Origin of the sequence: Pseudomonas sp. URMO17WK12:I12 (assembly GCF_000514395.1) — a bacterium.
Taxonomy (GTDB): domain Bacteria; phylum Pseudomonadota; class Gammaproteobacteria; order Pseudomonadales; family Pseudomonadaceae; genus Aquipseudomonas; species Aquipseudomonas mucoides.
In genome coordinates this window covers 537,646-556,115 of the sequence record NZ_AZVV01000004.1, presented here as the reverse complement: position 1 = coordinate 556,115, position 18,470 = coordinate 537,646, and the positions used below count along the sequence as shown (strand labels likewise).

At 58.5% G+C, this 18,470-nt stretch carries 16 protein-coding genes, 1 tRNA gene and 1 rRNA gene; 13 read left to right on the top strand and 5 right to left on the bottom strand.

Annotated elements, in window-relative coordinates; all coding sequences use genetic code 11:
• The first annotated feature begins 171 nt into the window (after positions 1-171).
• Positions 172-287 (top strand): 5S ribosomal RNA (gene rrf, locus D882_RS0105325).
• Positions 288-653: 366 nt separating this feature from the next.
• Here rrf and D882_RS0105320 read toward each other — a convergent pair.
• Positions 654-730 (bottom strand) — tRNA-Arg (locus tag D882_RS0105320).
• A 348-nt stretch (positions 731-1,078) separates the two neighbouring features.
• Here D882_RS0105320 and gabD point away from each other — a divergent pair.
• The 3 genes from gabD (at position 1,079) to D882_RS0105305 (ending at position 5,338) form a co-directional block, all read left to right on the top strand.
• A complete protein-coding gene (gene gabD / locus D882_RS0105315) occupies positions 1,079-2,521 on the top strand; it encodes an NADP-dependent succinate-semialdehyde dehydrogenase (RefSeq protein ID WP_008148203.1) in 1,443 nt (480 codons plus the stop codon).
• Positions 2,522-2,704: 183 nt separating this feature from the next.
• Positions 2,705-3,982, top strand: coding sequence for a 4-aminobutyrate--2-oxoglutarate transaminase (gabT, locus tag D882_RS0105310; protein ID WP_027922279.1), 1,278 nt, complete (start codon positions 2,705-2,707; stop codon positions 3,980-3,982).
• A 141-nt stretch (positions 3,983-4,123) separates the two neighbouring features.
• Positions 4,124-5,338, top strand: coding sequence for a response regulator (locus tag D882_RS0105305; protein WP_027922278.1), 1,215 nt, complete (start codon positions 4,124-4,126; stop codon positions 5,336-5,338).
• A gap of 32 nt (positions 5,339-5,370) precedes the next feature.
• On the opposite strand, the gene D882_RS0105300 is transcribed toward D882_RS0105305, so the two are convergent.
• Together D882_RS0105300 and desA are read right to left on the bottom strand one after the other, a co-directional pair.
• Complete coding sequence (locus D882_RS0105300; protein WP_027922277.1) at positions 5,371-6,360, bottom strand: sensor domain-containing diguanylate cyclase; 990 nt, start codon at positions 6,358-6,360, stop codon at positions 5,371-5,373.
• A 150-nt stretch (positions 6,361-6,510) separates the two neighbouring features.
• Complete coding sequence (gene desA / locus D882_RS0105295; protein WP_027922276.1) at positions 6,511-7,695, bottom strand: delta-9 fatty acid desaturase DesA; 1,185 nt, start codon at positions 7,693-7,695, stop codon at positions 6,511-6,513.
• Positions 7,696-7,842: 147 nt separating this feature from the next.
• Between desA and dibA the strand changes: the two genes are divergently transcribed.
• The 6 genes from dibA (at position 7,843) to D882_RS0105265 (ending at position 13,964) form a co-directional block, all read left to right on the top strand.
• On the top strand, positions 7,843-9,762 hold the full coding sequence (gene dibA / locus D882_RS0105290) for a phosphodiesterase DibA (protein WP_027922275.1): 1,920 nt from the start codon (positions 7,843-7,845) through the stop codon (positions 9,760-9,762).
• Positions 9,763-9,930: 168 nt separating this feature from the next.
• The gene (oscA, locus tag D882_RS0105285) at positions 9,931-10,113 is read left to right on the top strand and encodes a sulfur starvation response protein OscA (protein WP_027922274.1); all 183 of its coding nucleotides are present in this window, start codon (positions 9,931-9,933) and stop codon (positions 10,111-10,113) included.
• A gap of 70 nt (positions 10,114-10,183) precedes the next feature.
• A complete protein-coding gene (locus D882_RS0105280) occupies positions 10,184-11,197 on the top strand; it encodes a sulfate ABC transporter substrate-binding protein (RefSeq protein WP_027922273.1) in 1,014 nt (337 codons plus the stop codon).
• A 69-nt stretch (positions 11,198-11,266) separates the two neighbouring features.
• Positions 11,267-12,085, top strand: a complete 819-nt coding sequence (gene cysT / locus D882_RS0105275) for a sulfate ABC transporter permease subunit CysT (protein ID WP_027922272.1) — start codon at positions 11,267-11,269, stop codon at positions 12,083-12,085.
• 13 nt (positions 12,086-12,098) lie between these two features.
• Positions 12,099-12,971, top strand: a complete 873-nt coding sequence (gene cysW, locus D882_RS0105270; protein ID WP_027922271.1) for a sulfate ABC transporter permease subunit CysW — start codon at positions 12,099-12,101, stop codon at positions 12,969-12,971.
• Between the two features lie 3 nt (positions 12,972-12,974).
• Positions 12,975-13,964 carry a sulfate/molybdate ABC transporter ATP-binding protein gene (locus D882_RS0105265; RefSeq protein WP_027922270.1) on the top strand — a complete coding sequence of 330 codons (990 nt, stop codon included), beginning with the start codon at positions 12,975-12,977 and terminating at the stop codon, positions 13,962-13,964.
• A gap of 100 nt (positions 13,965-14,064) precedes the next feature.
• Here the strand turns inward: D882_RS0105265 and D882_RS0105260 are convergent, their stop codons facing one another.
• Positions 14,065-14,583, bottom strand: coding sequence for a DUF962 domain-containing protein (locus D882_RS0105260; RefSeq protein ID WP_027922269.1), 519 nt, complete (start codon positions 14,581-14,583; stop codon positions 14,065-14,067).
• Positions 14,584-14,667: 84 nt separating this feature from the next.
• On the opposite strand from D882_RS0105260, the gene D882_RS0105255 reads away from it, so the two are divergent.
• The gene (locus D882_RS0105255) at positions 14,668-15,354 is read left to right on the top strand and encodes a Crp/Fnr family transcriptional regulator (RefSeq protein ID WP_027922268.1); all 687 of its coding nucleotides are present in this window, start codon (positions 14,668-14,670) and stop codon (positions 15,352-15,354) included.
• A 70-nt stretch (positions 15,355-15,424) separates the two neighbouring features.
• Positions 15,425-15,790 (top strand): response regulator, encoded by a 366-nt coding sequence (locus tag D882_RS0105250; protein ID WP_027922267.1) that lies wholly within the window; start codon positions 15,425-15,427, stop codon positions 15,788-15,790.
• Positions 15,791-15,946: 156 nt separating this feature from the next.
• Here the strand turns inward: D882_RS0105250 and D882_RS0105245 are convergent, their stop codons facing one another.
• Positions 15,947-16,951 (bottom strand): AraC family transcriptional regulator, encoded by a 1,005-nt coding sequence (locus D882_RS0105245; protein WP_027922266.1) that lies wholly within the window; start codon positions 16,949-16,951, stop codon positions 15,947-15,949.
• A gap of 100 nt (positions 16,952-17,051) precedes the next feature.
• Between D882_RS0105245 and D882_RS0105240 the strand changes: the two genes are divergently transcribed.
• The gene (locus D882_RS0105240; protein ID WP_027922265.1) at positions 17,052-18,125 is read left to right on the top strand and encodes a fatty acid desaturase; all 1,074 of its coding nucleotides are present in this window, start codon (positions 17,052-17,054) and stop codon (positions 18,123-18,125) included.
• Positions 18,126-18,470: the final 345 nt, after the last annotated feature.

Genomic DNA, 18,470 nt, shown 5'->3' with positions numbered 1-18,470 from the left:
TGCCCGTGAGGCTTGACCATATAACACCCAAGCAATTTGCGTCGAAAGGCCAGATTGCGGTGTGTGAAGACGATACAAAGTCGAAAATTCGAAACGAAACACACAAATCTATTGCATACCCATTCGCTGGAGCGTGATCTCGCAAGAGAAAACGACCTGGCTACCGAATTTCTTGACGACCATAGAGCATTGGAACCACCTGATCCCATCCCGAACTCAGCAGTGAAACGATGCATCGCCGATGGTAGTGTGGGGTTTCCCCATGTGAGAGTAGGTCATCGTCAAGATTAAATTCCGAAACCCCTATCTGCGTATGCAGGTAGGGGTTTTGTTTTGCCCGCAGGAAAGTTCATACCGTAGTGCTCTATTTCAATTGGGGTGTGAGCCTCATGCTTTAAAGGGAGGTTCTGATGGCGAGCCGCCTGTTCAAGGCTCTGACCATGGCTTCCAAGCCGCGTGGCAGCCCCTGAGACTCGATTCAGGGCTCGCGTGGCGACACACTGCCCCTGACGCTCTCGCAAGCCTCAGATAGCGAGCGGATGCACAGCCCCTCAGTTCACGCCAAAAACAACGTCATTGTCCGAAGTTGAAAAATCGTCACCCACAAAAAAGCCCCAGACCCTAAGGTCTGAGGCTTTTTCATTTGCAGCGTATGGTGCACCAGGCGGGATTCGAACCCACGACCCCTGCCTTCGGAGGGCAGTACTCTATCCAGCTGAGCTACTGGTGCAAGCGGGCGCCATGATACTCATATGTGCTGCGTGCGTCCATGCTGCTGAATCGCCTGTGTTTTTTGAAAGCGTAACCTGCGTTTGCTACGTTGATCAGAAAAATTAGGCAAATGCGGCGTTTTCGTTCTTTTTTTCGAACAGGCTATTGTCCTTTACCCCCTTTGATCCTAGGATTCGTTTGAGATTTCAAACGCTCTTGTCTGGGTGCTGAACCGCACGGTATCAATCAGTGCGCTATTTATGTGCTTCAGCCCAGTGAATGATTTCCCTGACGGCAGCCTATAGGGCGCCTTTCTACAATCATAATTTGCTCCGCGCCTGCCGCGGTGCTGTTAAGGAAAGCCGACATGCAGCTTAAAGACACCCAGTTGTTCCGCCAGCAAGCCTTTATCGATGGCGCTTGGGTCGACGCGGACAATGGTCAGACGATCAAAGTGAACAACCCGGCCACCGGCGAAATTCTGGGCACCGTGCCGAAAATGGGCGCTGCCGAAACCCGCCGTGCGATCGAAGCCGCTGACAAAGCGCTGCCGGCCTGGCGTGCACTGACCGCCAAGGACCGCGCGAACAAGCTGCGTCGTTGGTTCGAACTGATTATCGAGAACCAGGATGACCTGGCTCGCCTGATGACCCTTGAGCAGGGCAAGCCATTGGCCGAAGCCAAGGGCGAAATCGTTTACGCCGCTTCCTTCATTGAATGGTTCGCCGAAGAAGCCAAGCGCGTCTACGGTGACGTGATACCGGGCCACCAGCCAGACAAGCGTCTGATCGTGATCAAGCAGCCAATCGGCGTGACCGCTGCAATCACCCCGTGGAACTTCCCGGCCGCAATGATCACCCGTAAAGCCGGCCCAGCCCTGGCTGCCGGTTGCACCATGGTGCTCAAGCCTGCTTCGCAAACTCCGTTCTCCGCGTTCGCCCTGGCTGAACTGGCTCAGCGCGCTGGCATTCCAGCTGGTGTGTTCAGCGTTGTTTCCGGCAGCGCCGGCGACATCGGTAGCGAGCTGACCAGCAACCCGATCGTTCGCAAACTGTCCTTCACCGGCTCGACCGAAATCGGTCGCCAGCTCATGGCTGAATGCGCCAAGGACATCAAGAAAGTATCCCTGGAACTGGGCGGCAACGCACCGTTCATCGTGTTCGACGACGCGGACCTGGATAAGGCCGTCGAAGGCGCGATCATTTCCAAGTACCGCAACAACGGCCAGACCTGCGTCTGTGCCAACCGCCTGTACATTCAGGATTCGGTCTACGACGCGTTTGCCGAGAAGCTGAAAGTGGCCGTGGCCAAACTCAAGATCGGCAACGGTCTGGAAGAAGGCACCACCACTGGCCCGCTGATCGACGAAAAAGCCGTGGCCAAGGTTCAAGAGCACATTGCTGACGCGATCAGCAAAGGCGCAACCGTTCTGGCCGGTGGCAAGGTCATGGAAGGCAACTTCTTCGAGCCAACCATCCTGACCAACGTGCCGAAAAACGCTGCTGTGGCCAAGGAAGAAACCTTCGGTCCATTGGCGCCGCTGTTCCGTTTCAAAGACGAAGCCGAAGTGATTGCGATGTCCAACGACACCGAGTTCGGTCTGGCTTCCTACTTCTATGCGCGCGACCTGGGTCGTGTGTTCCGTGTGGCTGAAGCCCTGGAATACGGCATGGTCGGCGTCAACACCGGGTTGATCTCCAACGAAGTCGCGCCGTTCGGCGGCATCAAGGCGTCGGGCCTGGGCCGTGAAGGCTCCAAGTACGGCATCGAAGATTACCTGGAAATCAAATACCTCTGCCTGGGCATCTAAGCCCGGCAAGGCATTGCTTCAAGCGGAAAGGGCACGAGAGCGCTGTCCCTTTCTGCGCTTCACACGGAATTTTCTCTGTGGCCGGGAAAGCTGTGGCAGTCGATCATCGCATGCTGCCGTAGTTGCCTCCCCGCCGCATTTTCCTTGAACCACGCCGCCCGATGAGCGGTGAATGAGGACTTTATGAGCAAGACAAACGCATCCCTGATGAAACGCCGCGAAGCCGCTGTACCGCGCGGTGTTGGCCAGATTCACCCGATCTTCGCCGACCACGCGAAGAACGCCACCGTGACCGACGTTGAAGGTCGCGAGTTCATCGACTTCGCCGGCGGTATCGCCGTGCTGAACACCGGTCACGTACACCCGAAAATCATCGCCGCCGTCACCGAGCAGTTGAACAAGCTGACCCACACGTGCTTCCAGGTACTGGCCTACGAACCGTACGTAGAGCTGTGCGAAAAAATCAACGCCAAGGTACCTGGTGATTTCGCCAAGAAAACCTTGCTGGTCACTACCGGTTCCGAAGCGGTGGAAAACGCCGTGAAAATCGCTCGTGCCGCCACTGGCCGCGCTGGCGTGATCGCCTTCACCGGCGCTTACCACGGTCGCACCATGATGACCCTGGGCCTGACCGGTAAAGTCGTGCCTTACTCGGCCGGCATGGGCTTGATGCCAGGCGGCATCTTCCGCGCGCTGTACCCGAATGAACTGCACGGTGTGAGCGTCGACGACTCGATCGCCAGCATCGAACGCATCTTCAAGAACGACGCTGAGCCGCGTGACATCGCTGCCATCATCATCGAACCAGTTCAGGGCGAAGGCGGTTTCTACGTCGCGCCTAAAGAGTTCATGAAGCGTCTGCGCGCCCTGTGCGACCAGCACGGCATCCTGTTGATCGCTGACGAAGTGCAAACCGGCGCTGGCCGTACCGGCACCTTCTTCGCCATGGAACAGATGGGCGTGTCCGCCGACCTGACCACCTTCGCCAAATCCATCGCTGGCGGCTTCCCGTTGGCCGGTGTGTGCGGCAAGGCCGAATACATGGACGCCATCGCTCCAGGCGGCCTGGGCGGCACCTACGCCGGTAGCCCGATCGCTTGCGCTGCGGCCCTGGCCGTGATGGAAGTGTTCGAAGAAGAACACCTGCTGGACCGTTGTAAAGCTGTTGGCGAGCGTCTGGTGACTGGCCTCAAGGCTATCCAGGCCAAGTACCCGGTGATCGGCGAAGTCCGTGCCCTGGGCGCGATGATCGCTGTCGAGCTGTTCGAAAACGGCGACAGCCACAAGCCAAACGCTGCTGCGGTAGCCTCGGTTGTGGCCAAGGCTCGCGACAAAGGCCTGATCCTGCTGTCCTGCGGCACCTACGGCAACGTTCTGCGCGTCCTGGTACCGCTGACTGCGCCGGACGAGCAACTGGACAAAGGTCTGGCGATCATCGAAGAGTGCTTCTCCGAGCTGTGACCACCTAGTGTGTGACCTGATCGACAAAAAACCCGCTTCGGCGGGTTTTTTTACGCCTCTTGAAACACATTCAGGTCATTTGATTTGTCTCGAATCGCCAGTGTTGACTATGGTTCATAGCATTGCGAGGGAGCGTGCTGCATGACTGTCGTTGATTTACCCGCTGCACCGAGGGTGTTGATTGCCGAGGCCGACCCGTGGTCTCGAGACTTGCTCATGCAGGTGTTATTGAAAGTGCGCTGCGATGCGCGAGTAGACCTGTGCGCCGATGGCCAACAGGCAATCGACCGGCTGGCGGAAATTCCCTACGACCTGGCGATCGTTGACTGGGAGTTGCCCGGTGTCGATGGCTTGAATGTCTTGCGTAACGTGCGTCAGCGCCGACGCAATCCACCGCTGCCGTTCATTCTGATGAGCAGCCGCAACGACAGTGGCAGCGTGCACGAGGCTTTGCCTTTGGCGCCCACGGCGTACCTGACCAAACCCCTGAACATGGAAAACCTGACCCAGCGTCTGCAGGAGTTGCTGCTGAACGCCGGTGAAGAGGTTTCCTGCGAGGTGCCAAGGTTGGCGCCGGGCATGACGTTATCGGTGTACCTGGAGCGACGGCGAGACCTGACGGACGGTGCGCCGTTGATGACTGATGTACAGATAGCAGTCCAGCGCAGCCTCAATCCGAGCGGTCTCGATCTGAAACGACTGGAGGACGAGATTCGCACCGATCCGCAGATTACCGCTGTGCTGATTGCCGCCGCGAACAGCGCGGCGCATCACCTTGGCGATCCCGTGCAAACCCTGTCCCAGGCCTTGCACCGTTTAGGCTCCGGACAAAGCATGAATCTCATTCTGGGGTTGGCCCTTAAGCGCAGTGCGCGGCTCGACGATCCGCTACTGGCGGACTATGCCGAACGTAACTGGGAGTTGTCCCTGCACACCGCCGAGTACGCCCGCACGCTGGCACGCTTGCTGGATCTGGAACAAGAGCGCTGTTACTGCGCAGGCATGCTGCATCGTCTTGGTGACCTGGCTCTGCTGCGATGTTTACAAGAGTGGAAGCAGGGCGGAGGTGATCTGGACGAGTGGGAGGAAGTCGGCGATGCGCTGGCCGAGTTCGGCGCGGCCTACGGTTCGGCACTGCGCACCCGCTGGCGTCTGCCGCTGGAGTTGAGAGAGTTGATTGCGTCGGTCTATCAGCTCGGTGGCGGGGTTTACTCACGCGAGGCGCTGGTGATGAACATGGCGGCGCAATTGGCGCGCCTGACCGAGCATGAGGACGTGGAAGCATTGGCGAAAAGCCGAACAGCGCGGTTGCTCAAAATCGGTTTGCCGGAACTGATGCGATTACGCAAAAAGTAATCCATACACAATCCCTGGAGGAGTTCGGCGGATTAACCGGAAATGATCCGGTTCTTGCCCTGCCGCTTGGCTTCATACATCGCCGCATCTGCCCTGGCAAACAGGCTGTCGAGGCTTTCGTCCTCGTTGGTGAGACTGGTCAGCCCCTGGCTGACAGTAATGCCAAACGTCTGGTCGTCATGGCTAAAGCTCAATTGCTGAATCTGCCGTTGCAATCTTTCCGCCACTTGCAGGGCCATGTCCGGCGCACAGCCAGGAAACACCGCCGCAAACTCTTCACCACCGATCCGTCCGAACACATCGCCTCGGCGAAGCGCCGCGCGACCGCTCTCTGCGATCTGTTGCAGCACTACGTCACCTTGTGGATGACCGTACGTGTCGTTGACCCCTTTGAAATCATCGATGTCCAGCAGCAGAAACGCCAGCGGTGTGCCTTGCTTGCGTGCCTGTGCAAACTCCTTTTGCGCGCATTCGAAGAAGTGCCGGCGATTGCTGCTTTGAGTCAGCACGTCAGTGGTGGCCAGGCGTTGCAGTTCGGCTTCCATCTGCTTCTTTTCGGTGATGTCTTCGGCAATGCCGACAATGATCACGGGTTGGCCGGGTTCCGCCTGACGATTGATGAAGCATTTGTCGCTGAGCCAACGCACCTGCCCATCGGCATCGATGATGCGGTATTCGCGGTCTTCAACCGCACCTTTGACCAGCACGTCGGCCAGGCTGCGCTCGGCATAGTCCAGGTCGTCGGGGTAAATGCTGTCGCGCCATTCGTTGTAGTCGGACAGCAAACTGCCGGCGGAGCGGCCGAAAATTCGCTCATAAGCCGGGCTGACGTAAAGCACCTGCCGGGTTTCCCAGTTGAATGCCCACAACACCGCGTTGACACTCACCAGCAGCGAACTGAACAGCTGTTCGCGTTCGCTCAGGCGCGCCACTTCACTTTGGGCATGCATCAGCGCCATCAGGGTTTGAGCTGTGTCGGGCGATTGCGCAAAGGATGAGTCGTGCAGGTTTTTTGGGACCATAGGGACAAATCTCAAAGGGCGTGCGCTGTTCTGGACTCGAAAGCGGCGACAACGAAACCCGCCAGGGGTGGCGAAGTGTCTTTGAGATAGGGGATTTGGAGCTTAGTTCCGAAGGGTGCGCCCGCTGGCGGGGCGCACCGATCAACGGCATCAGACAGCGGCAGGGCGCAGGGAGTAGGTCTTCAACTGGTCGGCGAAGTCACGCAGGGATTGAATCCCGCTGGCCTCAGCTTCATGCACCCAATCCTTGATGGCGGCGAGCATGTCGTGACCATTTGAGCTGGTCTTGACCCAGATCTGCTGCAAGGCCAGGCGTTTTTCGTAAATTACCTTCAGCGCCTGGCTGTGTTCGAGCATGGTCTGGATGCGAACGTGGTGTTTTTCGTCCAGCAGGCTGGTTTCCCGCGAAAGCAGGCGCTTGGCGCGATGGAATTGATGGCGGACCGAGTGATCGACCTTTTCCAGTTCTTGCTTGACCAGAGGCGCGATCACCAATTTGCGGTACTGGGCCATGATCTGGAAGCGGTTGTTGAGGATGGCCATGGCAGTGTCCATGTCCAGGCTGCCTTTGCCTTCAACCCGGTGCGCGATCGGGGCGACCCGCTGGACCTTGGCCAGACGGAAGAAACTGAAGACCTGGATCCAGGCCCAACCGAGGTCGAACTCCCACTTCTTCACCGACAATTTTGCCGAGTTAGGGTAGGTGTGATGGTTGTTATGCAGCTCTTCACCGCCGATCAGGATGCCCCAAGGCACCAGATTGGTGGCGGCATCGCGGCATTCGAAGTTGCGGTAGCCGATGGCATGGCCAAGGCCATTGACCACGCCGGCGGCCCACACAGGGATCCACATCATCTGGATGGCCCAGATGGTGATGCCGATGGTGCCGAACAGCAGCAGGTCGATGACACCCATGATCGCCACACCCAACAGCGGGAATCGGCTGTAGAGATTACGTTCGATCCAGTCTTCGGGGCAGTTCTTGCCGTAGATGCGCAGGGTCTCCGGGTTTTCCGCTTCGGCGCGGTACAACTCGGCACCTTTGCGCAAAACGGTGGAAAGACCTTTGACGACCGGGCTGTGCGGATCATCGACGGTTTCGCATTTGGCGTGATGCTTGCGGTGGATAGCGGTCCACTCGCGGGTGTTCTGCGCCGTGGTCAACCACAGCCAGAAGCGGAAGAAATGTTTCAGGCCGGCATTGAGCTCAAGCGAGCGATGGGCTGAATAACGATGGAGATAGACCGTGACGCCAACGATCGTGACGTGGGTCATCAGCAGGGTGACTGCCACCAGTGACCAGGGCGACAAGCCGAGTAAACCTTCGTACCACATAGGCTGTAGGGCCCTCGATAAAGAAAAAAACAGCCGTTGCATTATCACTAAGCCCACGGATAAAACCAGTCGCCCTTTCAGATAAGAGTGGCTGGATGTGTCCTTGGCCTATAATTCCAACCTTTCTGTAGGGACATGGACGTTCTAATGTCTGCCACCTATCGCGACGCCTTGCGTGCAGCGCTGCTTTACCTGTTGCTTTCAGTCGCCTGGATGGCCGTCAGCGGCTATGTATTGAACAGTTTCTTCGATAGCTCTGCCGAGCTATTGCGATGGCAACTGATCAACGGTTATTTCTGGGTGGTGCTCAGTGCCGGTTTGATCTTCCTTGCCCGGGCCCGACTGTTCAAATGCCTGGGGATCGGCGCCAGGCTGCGCGAGCGCCATGCCGACCGTGAGCGTTTGCGCCAGGCCGCCGCCGTGTTCGATTGCACCCGTGAGGGCGTGTTGGTCACCGATAGCAACGGGCTGATTGTCCATGTGAACCGGGCCTTCATGGCGATCACCGGTTATCAGTGTGATGAGGTGCTGGGCCGGCAACCCAGCCTGTTCAAATCCGGCCATCATCCGCCAGCGTTTTACCAGTCGATGTTCGCGACACTCAACAGCACCGGTGAGTGGAGCGGGGAGATCTGGAATCGCCGTAAAAGCGGTGAAATCTACCCGCAATGGCAAACCATCCGCATCATCCATGACGATCAGGGCCTGCGTAGCCACTACGTGGCGGTGTTTTCCGATATCAGTGCGATCAAAAATTCCGAGCACGAACTCAAGCATCTGGCTCACCACGATCCGCTGACCGATCTGCCCAATCGACTGCTGTTCACCGACCGTGTCGAACAGGCACTGGCATCGGCGCAAATCCATAAACGGGGCTGCGCGTTGCTGATGATCGACCTGGATCACTTCAAGATGATTAACGACAGCCTCGGGCATACCGTCGGTGATCAACTGCTGAAGGCGGTGGCCGAGCATTTGAATGCCATGTTCGGCCCAGGCATGACCCTGGCGCGTCTGGGCGGTGACGAATTTGCGGTGCTCGCCGAAAGCTGTCCGCAAGTGGCACAAGCCGCGGCGCTGGCTCAGCGAATCATCGATGGCCTGCGGGAGCCGTTCCACATTGATGGGCATCGACTGTTTATCAACGCCAGTGTCGGCATCAGTCAGTTTCCGAGTGATGCCTTGAGTGCCGAGCAAATGTTGCGCAACGCCGATTCGGCCTTGTTCAAGGCCAAGAGTGCGGGCCGGGATGGCTACGCGCTCTATACCGAAGAATTGACCGCCCATGCCCAGCAGCGGGTCGAAATGGCCTTTGAGCTGCGCCGCGCGCTCCAGCAGCAAGAGCTGCGCGTCTATTACCAACCCGTGCATGACCTCAAAACCAGTCGCCTGATCGGCGTCGAAGCACTGGTGCGTTGGGCGCATCCGCAGCGCGGGCTGGTGTCGCCGGCAGAGTTCATCCCCATCGCCGAGCGTACCGGGCTGATTGCCGAGATTGATGCCTGGGTTATGCAGCAGGCCTGTCAGCAAATGTGTCAGTGGCGAGCGGCGGGTGTGGGGTTGGCGTTTGTGGCGGTAAATGTCTCATCGCGACTGTTTGCCCGACGCGAGCTGTATCAGCATGTGGCTCAGGTGCTTGATTCGACGGGGCTTGATCCGGCGTATCTGGAGCTGGAAGTGACCGAAAGTGCAGTGATGGAGGATCCGGAGGTGGCGCTGGAGCAGATGCATCGCCTGCGCGAGTTGGGTGTGCGGCTGGCCATCGACGATTTCGGCACGGGATATTCGTCGCTGCTGCGGCTCAAGCGATTGCCGGTGCAGAAACTCAAGATCGACCAGGGCTTCGTCGCCGGGTTGCCGTGTGATGAAGATGACGCGGCGATTGTGCGAGTGATCATTGCCCTGGCGCAGAGCATGGGGATGCAAGTGCATGCCGAGGGGATCGAGCAGGTCGAGCAGGCCGGATTCCTGCTCGAGCATGAATGCGATCTGGGGCAAGGCTACTGGTTTGGGCGACCGGTGCCGGCAGAGCAGCTGGATTGGATGTGCGCGCCCATTATTCGCTAAGCCCGTGTTCGATCATTCCCACGTGCTGTGTGGGAACGATCAGTCTTTAAGTTATATAAACATTCTTAAATAGTCTTTTTAAGAATATCTACTCCTCACTACTATTGGTCTCACGCCGCAAGCAGTGCCGCCACTGCCAGGCAACCTCTCAGTTGAAGGAGCAGCACCATGAGCGCATCCCTACGTAGTGTTGATGGCCAAGACGAAGCAGCCATTTTGCGTGAGATCCAGAGCGCATTGCGCGATCTGCGCTTTGGGGCTGTGGAGATCACTGTGCATAACGCCCAGGTCGTCCAGATCGAACGCAAAGAGAAATTCCGTCTGCAGAACCCGAGCAACAAGCCGAGCTAAGCAACCGGCAATCCGCTTCCCGCCTCCATAAAAAAAAGCCAACACAAACAGAATTCCAGGAGCTTTCACCATGTCGTCGATTCGTCATTTCGCTTTGGCCGCCCTGGCCAGCGCCCTTTTTGCGGGATCCGCGGTTGCCAAGGATTACGAGCTGCTCAATGTGTCGTACGACCCGACGCGTGAGCTGTACCAGGACTACAACGCCGAGTTCATCAAGTACTGGCAGGCGGATCACGCCGGCGACACTGTAAAAATCCAGCAATCCCATGGTGGTTCGGGCAAGCAGGGCCGCGCGGTGATCGACGGTCTGCGTGCCGACGTCGTGACCCTGGCCCTGGCGGGTGACATCGACGAAATCGCCAAACTCGGCAAGACCCTTCCGGCTGACTGGCAGAAGCGTCTGCCAGAAGCGAGCACGCCGTACACCTCGACCATCGTGTTCCTGGTGCGCAAAGGCAACCCGAAAGGCATCAAGGACTGGGGCGACCTGGTCAAGAACGATGTCTCGGTCATCACCCCGAACCCGAAAACCTCCGGCGGCGCCCGCTGGAACTTCCTCGCGGCCTGGGCCTATGGCCTGAAAGTCAACGGCGGTGACGAAGCCAAGGCCAAGGACTACATCCAGACCCTGTTCAAACACGTGCCTGTGCTGGACACCGGCGCTCGCGGTTCGACCATCACCTTCGTCAACAACGGTCAGGGCGACGTGTTGCTGGCCTGGGAAAACGAAGCGTTTCTGGCGCTGAAAGAAGACGGCGGCGCCGACAAGTTTGAAATCGTCGTGCCTTCGCTGTCGATTCTTGCCGAGCCGCCAGTGGCCGTGGTCGACAAGAACGCCGAGAAAAAGGGCAACGAGCAGATCGCCGAAGCGTACCTCAAGCACCTGTACAGCCCGGCCGGTCAGGAAATTGCCGCGAAAAACTTCTATCGTCCACGTGATAAGGACGTGGCTGCCAAGTACGCCAAGCAGTTCCCGACCCTGGACCTGGTGACCATCGACAAAGACTTCGGCGGCTGGAAAACCGCGCAACCGAAGTTCTTCAATGACGGTGGCGTGTTCGACCAGATTTATCAGGCGCAGTAGTCTTAAATAGCCATCAACGAGCCCCGATTTAGCCGTCGGGGCTTTGCGCGTTCTCAACCAAGGACTTTTATGTCGCGTCGTATCTCCCCCGTCATACCCGGCTTCGGGCTGACGCTGGGCTACACCTTGGTGTACCTCAGCCTGATTGTGCTCATTCCACTGGCGGCGATGTTCGTGCATGCCGCCCAACTTACCTGGGATCAGTTCTGGGCAATTATCTCGGCGCCTCGGGTGCTGGCGGCGTTGAAGCTGAGCTTCGGCACCGCGCTCTATGCCGCGATCATCAACGGCGTGATCGGCACGCTGCTCGCCTGGGTGCTGGTGCGCTATACCTTCCCCGGTCGCAAAGTCATCGACGCAATGATCGACTTGCCCTTCGCGTTGCCGACGGCGGTGGCCGGTATCGCGCTGACGGCGTTGTACACCCCCACCGGTTTGGTCGGTCAGTTTGCAGCGGACCTGGGTTTCAAGATTGCGTATACCCCCCTCGGCATCACCCTTGCCCTCACTTTTGTGACACTTCCATTCGTAGTACGTACCGTACAGCCAGTATTGGCTGATATCCCGCGTGAAGTGGAAGAAGCGGCGGCGTGTCTCGGGGCAAAACCGTTACAGGTGTTCCGTTACATTCTGGTGCCCGCATTGCTCCCGGCATGGCTGACGGGGTTCGCGTTGGCCTTTGCCCGCGGGGTCGGCGAGTACGGGTCGGTGATTTTCATCGCCGGCAATATGCCAATGAAAACCGAGATCCTGCCGCTGCTGATCATGGTCAAGCTCGACCAGTACGATTACACCGGCGCCACGTCCATTGGTGTACTGATGCTGGTGGTTTCCTTCGTCCTGTTGCTGCTGATCAACTTGCTGCAACGTCGCATCGAAACCCCATAAGGAGGCGCGAACCATGTCCCAATCGTCTATTGCGGCCGCCTCTTCGGCCAACGCTGCGCGCCGTGGCAGTGCCACTTCGCGAAGAATCCTGATCGGCCTTGGCTGGCTGATTTTTGCGCTGTTTCTGCTGTTGCCACTGTTCATCGTGGTGTCCCAGGGTCTGAAGCTCGGCCTGGGTGCGTTCTTCACCGCGATCTTCGAACCGGATGCGTTGTCGGCGCTGAAACTCACGGTGATCGCCGTGCTGATTTCGGTGCCGTTGAACCTGGTGTTCGGCGTCAGCGCCGCGTGGTGCGTGAGCAAGTACTCGTTCCGCGGCAAGAGCATGCTGGTCACGCTGATCGACCTGCCGTTCTCGGTGTCGCCGGTGATCGCCGGCCTGGTCTACGTGCTGATGTTCGGTGCCCAGGGCCTGTTCGGGCCGTGGCTGCAGGATCACGACATCCAGATCGTCTTCGCCTTGCCGGGCATCGTGCTGGCGACGATTTTCGTCACCGTGCCGTTCGTGGCGCGTGAGCTGATCCCGCTGATGCAGGAACAGGGCACGCAAGAGGAAGAGGCCGCGCGCCTGTTGGGCGCCAATGGCTGGCAGATGTTCTGGCACGTCACCGTTCCCAATATCAAATGGGGCCTGATCTACGGTGTGGTGCTGTGTACCGCGCGGGCGATGGGTGAGTTCGGTGCGGTGTCGGTGGTTTCCGGGCACATTCGCGGGGTGACCAACACCCTGCCGCTGCACGTCGAGATCCTCTACAACGAATACAACCACGTGGCCGCGTTCGCGGTAGCGAGCCTGTTGCTGATCATGGCGCTCTTCATCCTGCTGCTGAAGCAGTGGAGCGAAAACCGTATTAACCGCCTGCGCGCCAGCGCCGCGGAGGAATAATTCATGTCGATCGAAGTGCGTAACGTCAGCAAGAATTTCAATGCGTTCAAGGCGCTGGACAACATTAGCCTGGACATCCAGAGCGGTGAACTCGTGGCGCTGCTCGGCCCGTCGGGGTGCGGTAAAACCACGCTGCTGCGAATCATCGCCGGCCTGGAAACCCCGGATCAGGGCAACATCGTGTTCCACGGTGAAGACGTCTCCGGCCACGACGTGCGTGATCGCAACGTTGGCTTCGTGTTCCAGCACTACGCCTTGTTCCGCCACATGACCGTGTTCGACAACGTCGCGTTCGGCCTGCGCATGAAGCCAAAAAAACAGCGCCCGAGCGAAAGCCAGATCGCGGTAAAAGTCCACGAACTGCTGAACATGGTGCAACTGGACTGGCTGGCGGATCGCTACCCGGAGCAACTCTCCGGTGGTCAGCGTCAGCGTATCGCCCTGGCTCGCGCCTTGGCGGTCGAGCCGAAAGTGCTGCTGCTCGATGAACCCTTCGGCGCCCTCGACGCCAAGGTCCGCAAAGAACTGCGCCGCTGGTTGGCGCGGCTGCATGAAGACATCAACCTGACCTCGGTATTCGTGACCCACGACCAGGAAGAAGCCATGGAAGTCGCCGACCGTATCGTGGTGATGAACAAAGGCGTGATCGAGCAGATCGGCTCACCGGGCGATGTCTACGAAAACCCGGCCAGCGATTTCGTTTATCACTTCCTCGGCGATTCGAACCGTCTGCATCTGGGCGAAGACAATCACGTGCTGTTCCGTCCGCATGAAGTGTCGCTGTCACGGCATGAACTGGAAGATCACCATGCGGCTGAAGTGCGCGATATCCGTCCGTTGGGCGCGACGACCCGGGTGACGCTGAAAGTTGAAGGTCAGAGCGAATTGATAGAGGCGGAAGTGGTGAAGGACCATGACAGCCTGATCGGGCTGACGAAGGGCGAAACGCTGTTCTTCAAGCCCAAGGTCTGGCAGAAACTCGCCAACCTCTAAAGCAAAAGCATCGTCGGAACGCCGCCCGGAGCAAGCCCGCTCCCACATTGGATCTATGGTGTACATAGAAACTCTGTGGGAGCCTGCTCGCGAAGGCGTCTTATGCCGCAGCGCGATTCGGATTGATTCTTACACCCCCGGCCCGCGCCTCGATCTGCTCTTTCAGGTCATGCCGCAACCCCAACAAAAACGCCAACTCCGCCACCACAAACAACGGCCCGACAATCAACCCGGTCACGTCATCGACAAAGGCCGGCTTACGCCCTTCATAGTGATGCCCGACAAACTGAATCGCCCAGCCCACCACAAACATCCCGATTCCGCTCGATAGCCAGACCAGCATGCTTTGCTGCGCCAACACCTGGCCCGCCCAAACCGACAGCCCCAGCAACACGGTCATCAGCACCCCAAGGCGCAACTCCAGGCGCAGGTAAAACCACGCCGACGCCAACGACACCAGCACCGCCGGCGAAAGCCAGCCTCCGGCCCATTGCGGCCGCGACAGCAGTACAGCAACGGCCACCACAATCAACGGAATACCGATAAAGTGGCTGGCGATGTTGCGCGGATCACGGTGGTAGGCGGCGTATTGACTGAGATGGTCAACGAGGCTTTTCATTGTTATTCCTCCTGTAGGGTGATTGATCATGCCCCGGGTTCACTTTCCGCTCTGTCAGGCAGGCGACAATTTCCAGGAGTTTCCATGGACATGCAGGTTTGGCGCTCGCGCTTGATGAGCGGCCAGTGGTTCAGTCATCTACCTGTTCCCTTTCAGGATAGTCTGCTGGCCGCGGCCCGGCTGCGGCGCCTGTCGTCCGGGCAATTGCTGTTCAAACGCGGCGATCCGCCGTGCGGGTTGTATGCGGTGCTTGAAGGCTCGGTGCGCATCGGCGCGGTCAGTGAGCAAGGCAAGGAAGCGCTGCTGAGCCTGGTGGAACCGCCGCACTGGTTTGGTGAAATCTGCCTGTTCGACGGTCAGGCGCGGACCCACGACGCCTTCGCTGTGGGGACGTGTACCCTGTTGCACATCCCGCAAGCGGCACTGCTGAAGTTGCTCGACGAACAACCGGTGTACTGGCGGCAACTGGCGTTGCTGATGAGCCACAAGTTGCGCCTGACCTTCATCAACCTCGAACAACTGAGCCTGATGCCCGCCCCGGCGCGTCTCGCCCATCGCTTGCTGATGATCGCTGCAGGCTACGGCGAAATCGATCCACCCCGCCGGGTGCTGCAATTGCCACAGGAGCAGTTGGCGTCGCTGCTGTCGTTGTCGCGCCAGACCACCAATCAGTTGCTCAAGGATTTGCAGGGCCAGGGAATCCTGAATCTCAAGTACGGCGAGATCGAAATTGTCGATGCCGAGCGGTTGCGGGCACTGGCGATTTTTTAACGCGCGACGTTATTGGTGGGCTTTGCCCGCGAAGGCGCCTAGCCTGTGACGACGATAATCGAGGTGTGCCATGCGTGTACTGCTAGTAGAAGACGAATCGGAGACCGCCAAACTCCTGGCCAACGGCCTGAACGAGGCGAGCTATTCGGTGGATGTCGCGCTCAACGGCATGGACGGCCGGCGTTTCATCGAGACCGGCGAATACTCGCTGATCATCCTCGACGTAATGCTGCCGGGGCTCAACGGCTGGCAGTTGCAGCAACAGATCCGCAAGCTCGGAGAGACGCCGGTACTGTTCCTGACCACCAAGGACGGCATCGAGGATCGCCTGCGCGGATTGGAGTTGCATGAGGACGATTATTTGCTCAAGCCGTTTGCGGTGAGCGAGTTGGTGGCGCGGGTGCGCAAGTTGTTGCGGCGGGATCGCGGGCGCTGAAGCTTTTTTGTGGTGTCTGATCCGGACTCATCGCGAGCAGGCTCGTTCCCACAATTGATCTTCAGAGAACTCAAAATCCCATAAAAATGCAGAACCACTGTGGGAGCGAGCCTGCTCGCGATGAGGCCGGGCGAGGCGACCCAATGTCTGGGCCGGTCAGCGCAACCCATCCCGAAACTGCCCCGGCGTCATCCCCGTCCAGCGCTTGAACGCGCGGCTGAAGCTGCTGGTATCGGCAAACCCCAGCAAGTAACTGACCTCACTCAACGAGCATTGCGGGTCGCGCAGGTGCAGCAGCGCCAGGTTTTCGCGACTTTCATTGAGCAGCGTATCGAACCGACACCCCTCATCCGCCAAATGCCGTTGCAGGCTGCGCAAGCTCAGGTGCAGGGCCTTGGCGATGTGTTCGGCGCTGGGTTCGCCTTCGGGCAATTGCTCTTCGATGGCGTCACGGACCTTGCGCTCCCAGGTCAGCGGTTTGAGCTGTGCCAAGGCGCGGTCGAGCACGGTTTCGTTGTGTTCAGCCAGTTCCGGGTTGGCGTCATCGAGGTGGCTGTCGAAATCCACCAGGGAAAACTCCACGCGGTCTTCTTCTGCCGAAAAATACACCGGTGAACGGAAGACTTTGTGCCATTGGTGGGCATCGGCGGGTTCCGGGCGGCGCAGGTACACCGCCAGCGGTGCATAGTCCCGACCGAGGCGATTGCGGCAGGTGCGTACGTAAATCGCCGTGAAGGCGTCGATGGCTTCGAACGCAGGTGCCGGGTTGCCCACAGGAATTTTCAGGCGAAAGCGGTAGCGGTCCTCGGTGCGGGTCAGCTCCAGTTCCAGGGCATCGCTGACCACCTGGTGATAACGCACGATGCGTTCGAACACCTCGCGCAAACTGCCGCTGGCCACCAGCGCATAACCGAGCGCATGAAACGTGGTGGGGCTGACGAAACGCGATACGCGCAGGCCGATTGCCGGATCGCCACTGACCTGCACGGCGATTTCCCACAGGCGCGTGGTGCCGGACAACGGGTAACGGGCGTTCGGGTCGTCCATCAATCGCGGGTCGAGCCCCGCCTGCTGGCACAGGGCGGTGCTGTCGAGGCCCAGCGCATCGAGCTGCTTGCGCAGGGCGCGGGTCCAGCTGGCGAGGGAGGTCGGTTCAGTCATGCTGATTGGCGCTTCCGGTCAACAGGTTGGCGTTCATGGCTACCACCTTGTAAACATTCGCAAGGCAGGATGCGAACATCAATAACCAGAGGATGGAAGCATGCACGGTACTTCTGCAAGTCCCCAGCGATTGAATGCAGCGCAGCGATCAGCACATATTCGTGAAGTGGTGCTGGCCAAGGGCGTCGAGCTGCGTCAGCGCTACCCGATTCTCAATCATCAGGACGCCCTCGGCGCCGGCATTCTGGCCTTTGCCCTGGCCGGGATGATCGGTTCGGCGGCGCTGTACATGACTGGCCACATGGCCTGGTGGGCGTGCTTGTTGCTCAACGCGTTTTTCGCCTCGTTGACCCACGAACTGGAACACGACCTGATTCACAGCATGTACTTTCGCAAACAGCGCGTGCCGCACAACCTGATGATGGGGCTGGTGTGGCTGGCGCGGCCGAGCACGATCAATCCGTGGATCCGTCGGCATCTGCACCTCAATCACCACAAGGTATCGGGCACTGAAACCGATATGGAAGAACGCGCCATCACCAACGGCGAACCCTGGGGATTTGCGCGGTTGCTGATGGTTGGTGACAACATGATGTCGTCCTTCATCCGCATGCTGCGAGCCAAGACCTGGGCGCATAAATTCAGCATCGTCCAGCGCACGCTCAAGGTCTACGCACCGCTGGCGTTGGTGCATTGGGGCGCGTGGTACGTGTTCCTCGGCTTCCATGCGATCAACGGCATCGCGTTCTTGATGGGCGCGCCAATCGAGTGGTCGGCGACGACGTTGTCGGTGATGCAGGTGATTGATATCGCGGCGGTGGTGATCATCGGCCCGAACGTGTTGCGTACGTTCTGCCTGCACTTCATCAGCTCGAACATGCACTACTACGGTGACATCGAGCCGGGCAATGTGATGCAGCAATGTCAGGTGCTGAACGCCGGGTGGCTGTGGCCGTTGCAGGCGTTCTGCTTCAACTTCGGCAGCAGCCATGGCATCCATCACTTTGTGGTGAAGGAACCGTTTTACATCCGCCAGATGACCGTGCCGGTGGCGCATAAAGTGATGCGTGAGATGGGCGTGCGGTTCAATGATTTCGGGACGTTTGGACGGGCGAACCGGTTTGAACGTAAAGACGCTGCACAACCTCGGGAGGTTCGTGCTGCTCAGGTATGAAGGATGAAATCGAAAACTCAAACACGATGTAAGCGATGGCAAAGGCGCCCGTCATCAATTTGACCCAAAGAGGCGATACGTTAAGGCACAAGCAGGAGGTGGGGCCGTCAACGTTTCGCTGATGGCTATATGCGTTTTAGATCTTATAAAGCAATTAAATATTCCTTTATAAGATAATCGTTTTAACCAATCATCGCTTCAGAGATTTTGAGTTTCCGGGGCCGTCTCCTTGGCAGGGTGCGGTCCTTTTTTTTGCTCTGAAAAATGCCTTGGCGATGAAACAGTGGGATTTGCTTATTCTATGCGGATCTTAATACATAGCTTCTTATTCCTTAACGAATATAA

Excerpts from the sequence above, each read along its gene's own strand:
- cysW (WP_027922271.1), top strand. The coding sequence starts at position 12,099 with ATGTCCCAATCGTCTATTGCGGCCGCCTCTTCGGCCAACGCTGCGCGC.
- gabD (WP_008148203.1), top strand. The coding sequence starts at position 1,079 with ATGCAGCTTAAAGACACCCAGTTGTTCCGCCAGCAAGCCTTTATCGAT.
- D882_RS0105265 (WP_027922270.1), top strand. The coding sequence starts at position 12,975 with ATGTCGATCGAAGTGCGTAACGTCAGCAAGAATTTCAATGCGTTCAAG.
- D882_RS0105255 (WP_027922268.1), top strand. The coding sequence starts at position 14,668 with ATGGACATGCAGGTTTGGCGCTCGCGCTTGATGAGCGGCCAGTGGTTC.
- D882_RS0105250 (WP_027922267.1), top strand. The coding sequence starts at position 15,425 with ATGCGTGTACTGCTAGTAGAAGACGAATCGGAGACCGCCAAACTCCTG.
- desA (WP_027922276.1), bottom strand. The coding sequence starts at position 7,695 with ATGTGGTACGAAGGTTTACTCGGCTTGTCGCCCTGGTCACTGGTGGCA.
- D882_RS0105260 (WP_027922269.1), bottom strand. The coding sequence starts at position 14,583 with ATGAAAAGCCTCGTTGACCATCTCAGTCAATACGCCGCCTACCACCGT.
- oscA (WP_027922274.1), top strand. The coding sequence starts at position 9,931 with ATGAGCGCATCCCTACGTAGTGTTGATGGCCAAGACGAAGCAGCCATT.
- dibA (WP_027922275.1), top strand. The coding sequence starts at position 7,843 with ATGTCTGCCACCTATCGCGACGCCTTGCGTGCAGCGCTGCTTTACCTG.
- D882_RS0105300 (WP_027922277.1), bottom strand. The coding sequence starts at position 6,360 with ATGGTCCCAAAAAACCTGCACGACTCATCCTTTGCGCAATCGCCCGAC.
- D882_RS0105305 (WP_027922278.1), top strand. The coding sequence starts at position 4,124 with ATGACTGTCGTTGATTTACCCGCTGCACCGAGGGTGTTGATTGCCGAG.
- gabT (WP_027922279.1), top strand. The coding sequence starts at position 2,705 with ATGAGCAAGACAAACGCATCCCTGATGAAACGCCGCGAAGCCGCTGTA.
- D882_RS0105240 (WP_027922265.1), top strand. The coding sequence starts at position 17,052 with ATGCACGGTACTTCTGCAAGTCCCCAGCGATTGAATGCAGCGCAGCGA.
- cysT (WP_027922272.1), top strand. The coding sequence starts at position 11,267 with ATGTCGCGTCGTATCTCCCCCGTCATACCCGGCTTCGGGCTGACGCTG.
- D882_RS0105280 (WP_027922273.1), top strand. The coding sequence starts at position 10,184 with ATGTCGTCGATTCGTCATTTCGCTTTGGCCGCCCTGGCCAGCGCCCTT.
- D882_RS0105245 (WP_027922266.1), bottom strand. The coding sequence starts at position 16,951 with ATGACTGAACCGACCTCCCTCGCCAGCTGGACCCGCGCCCTGCGCAAG.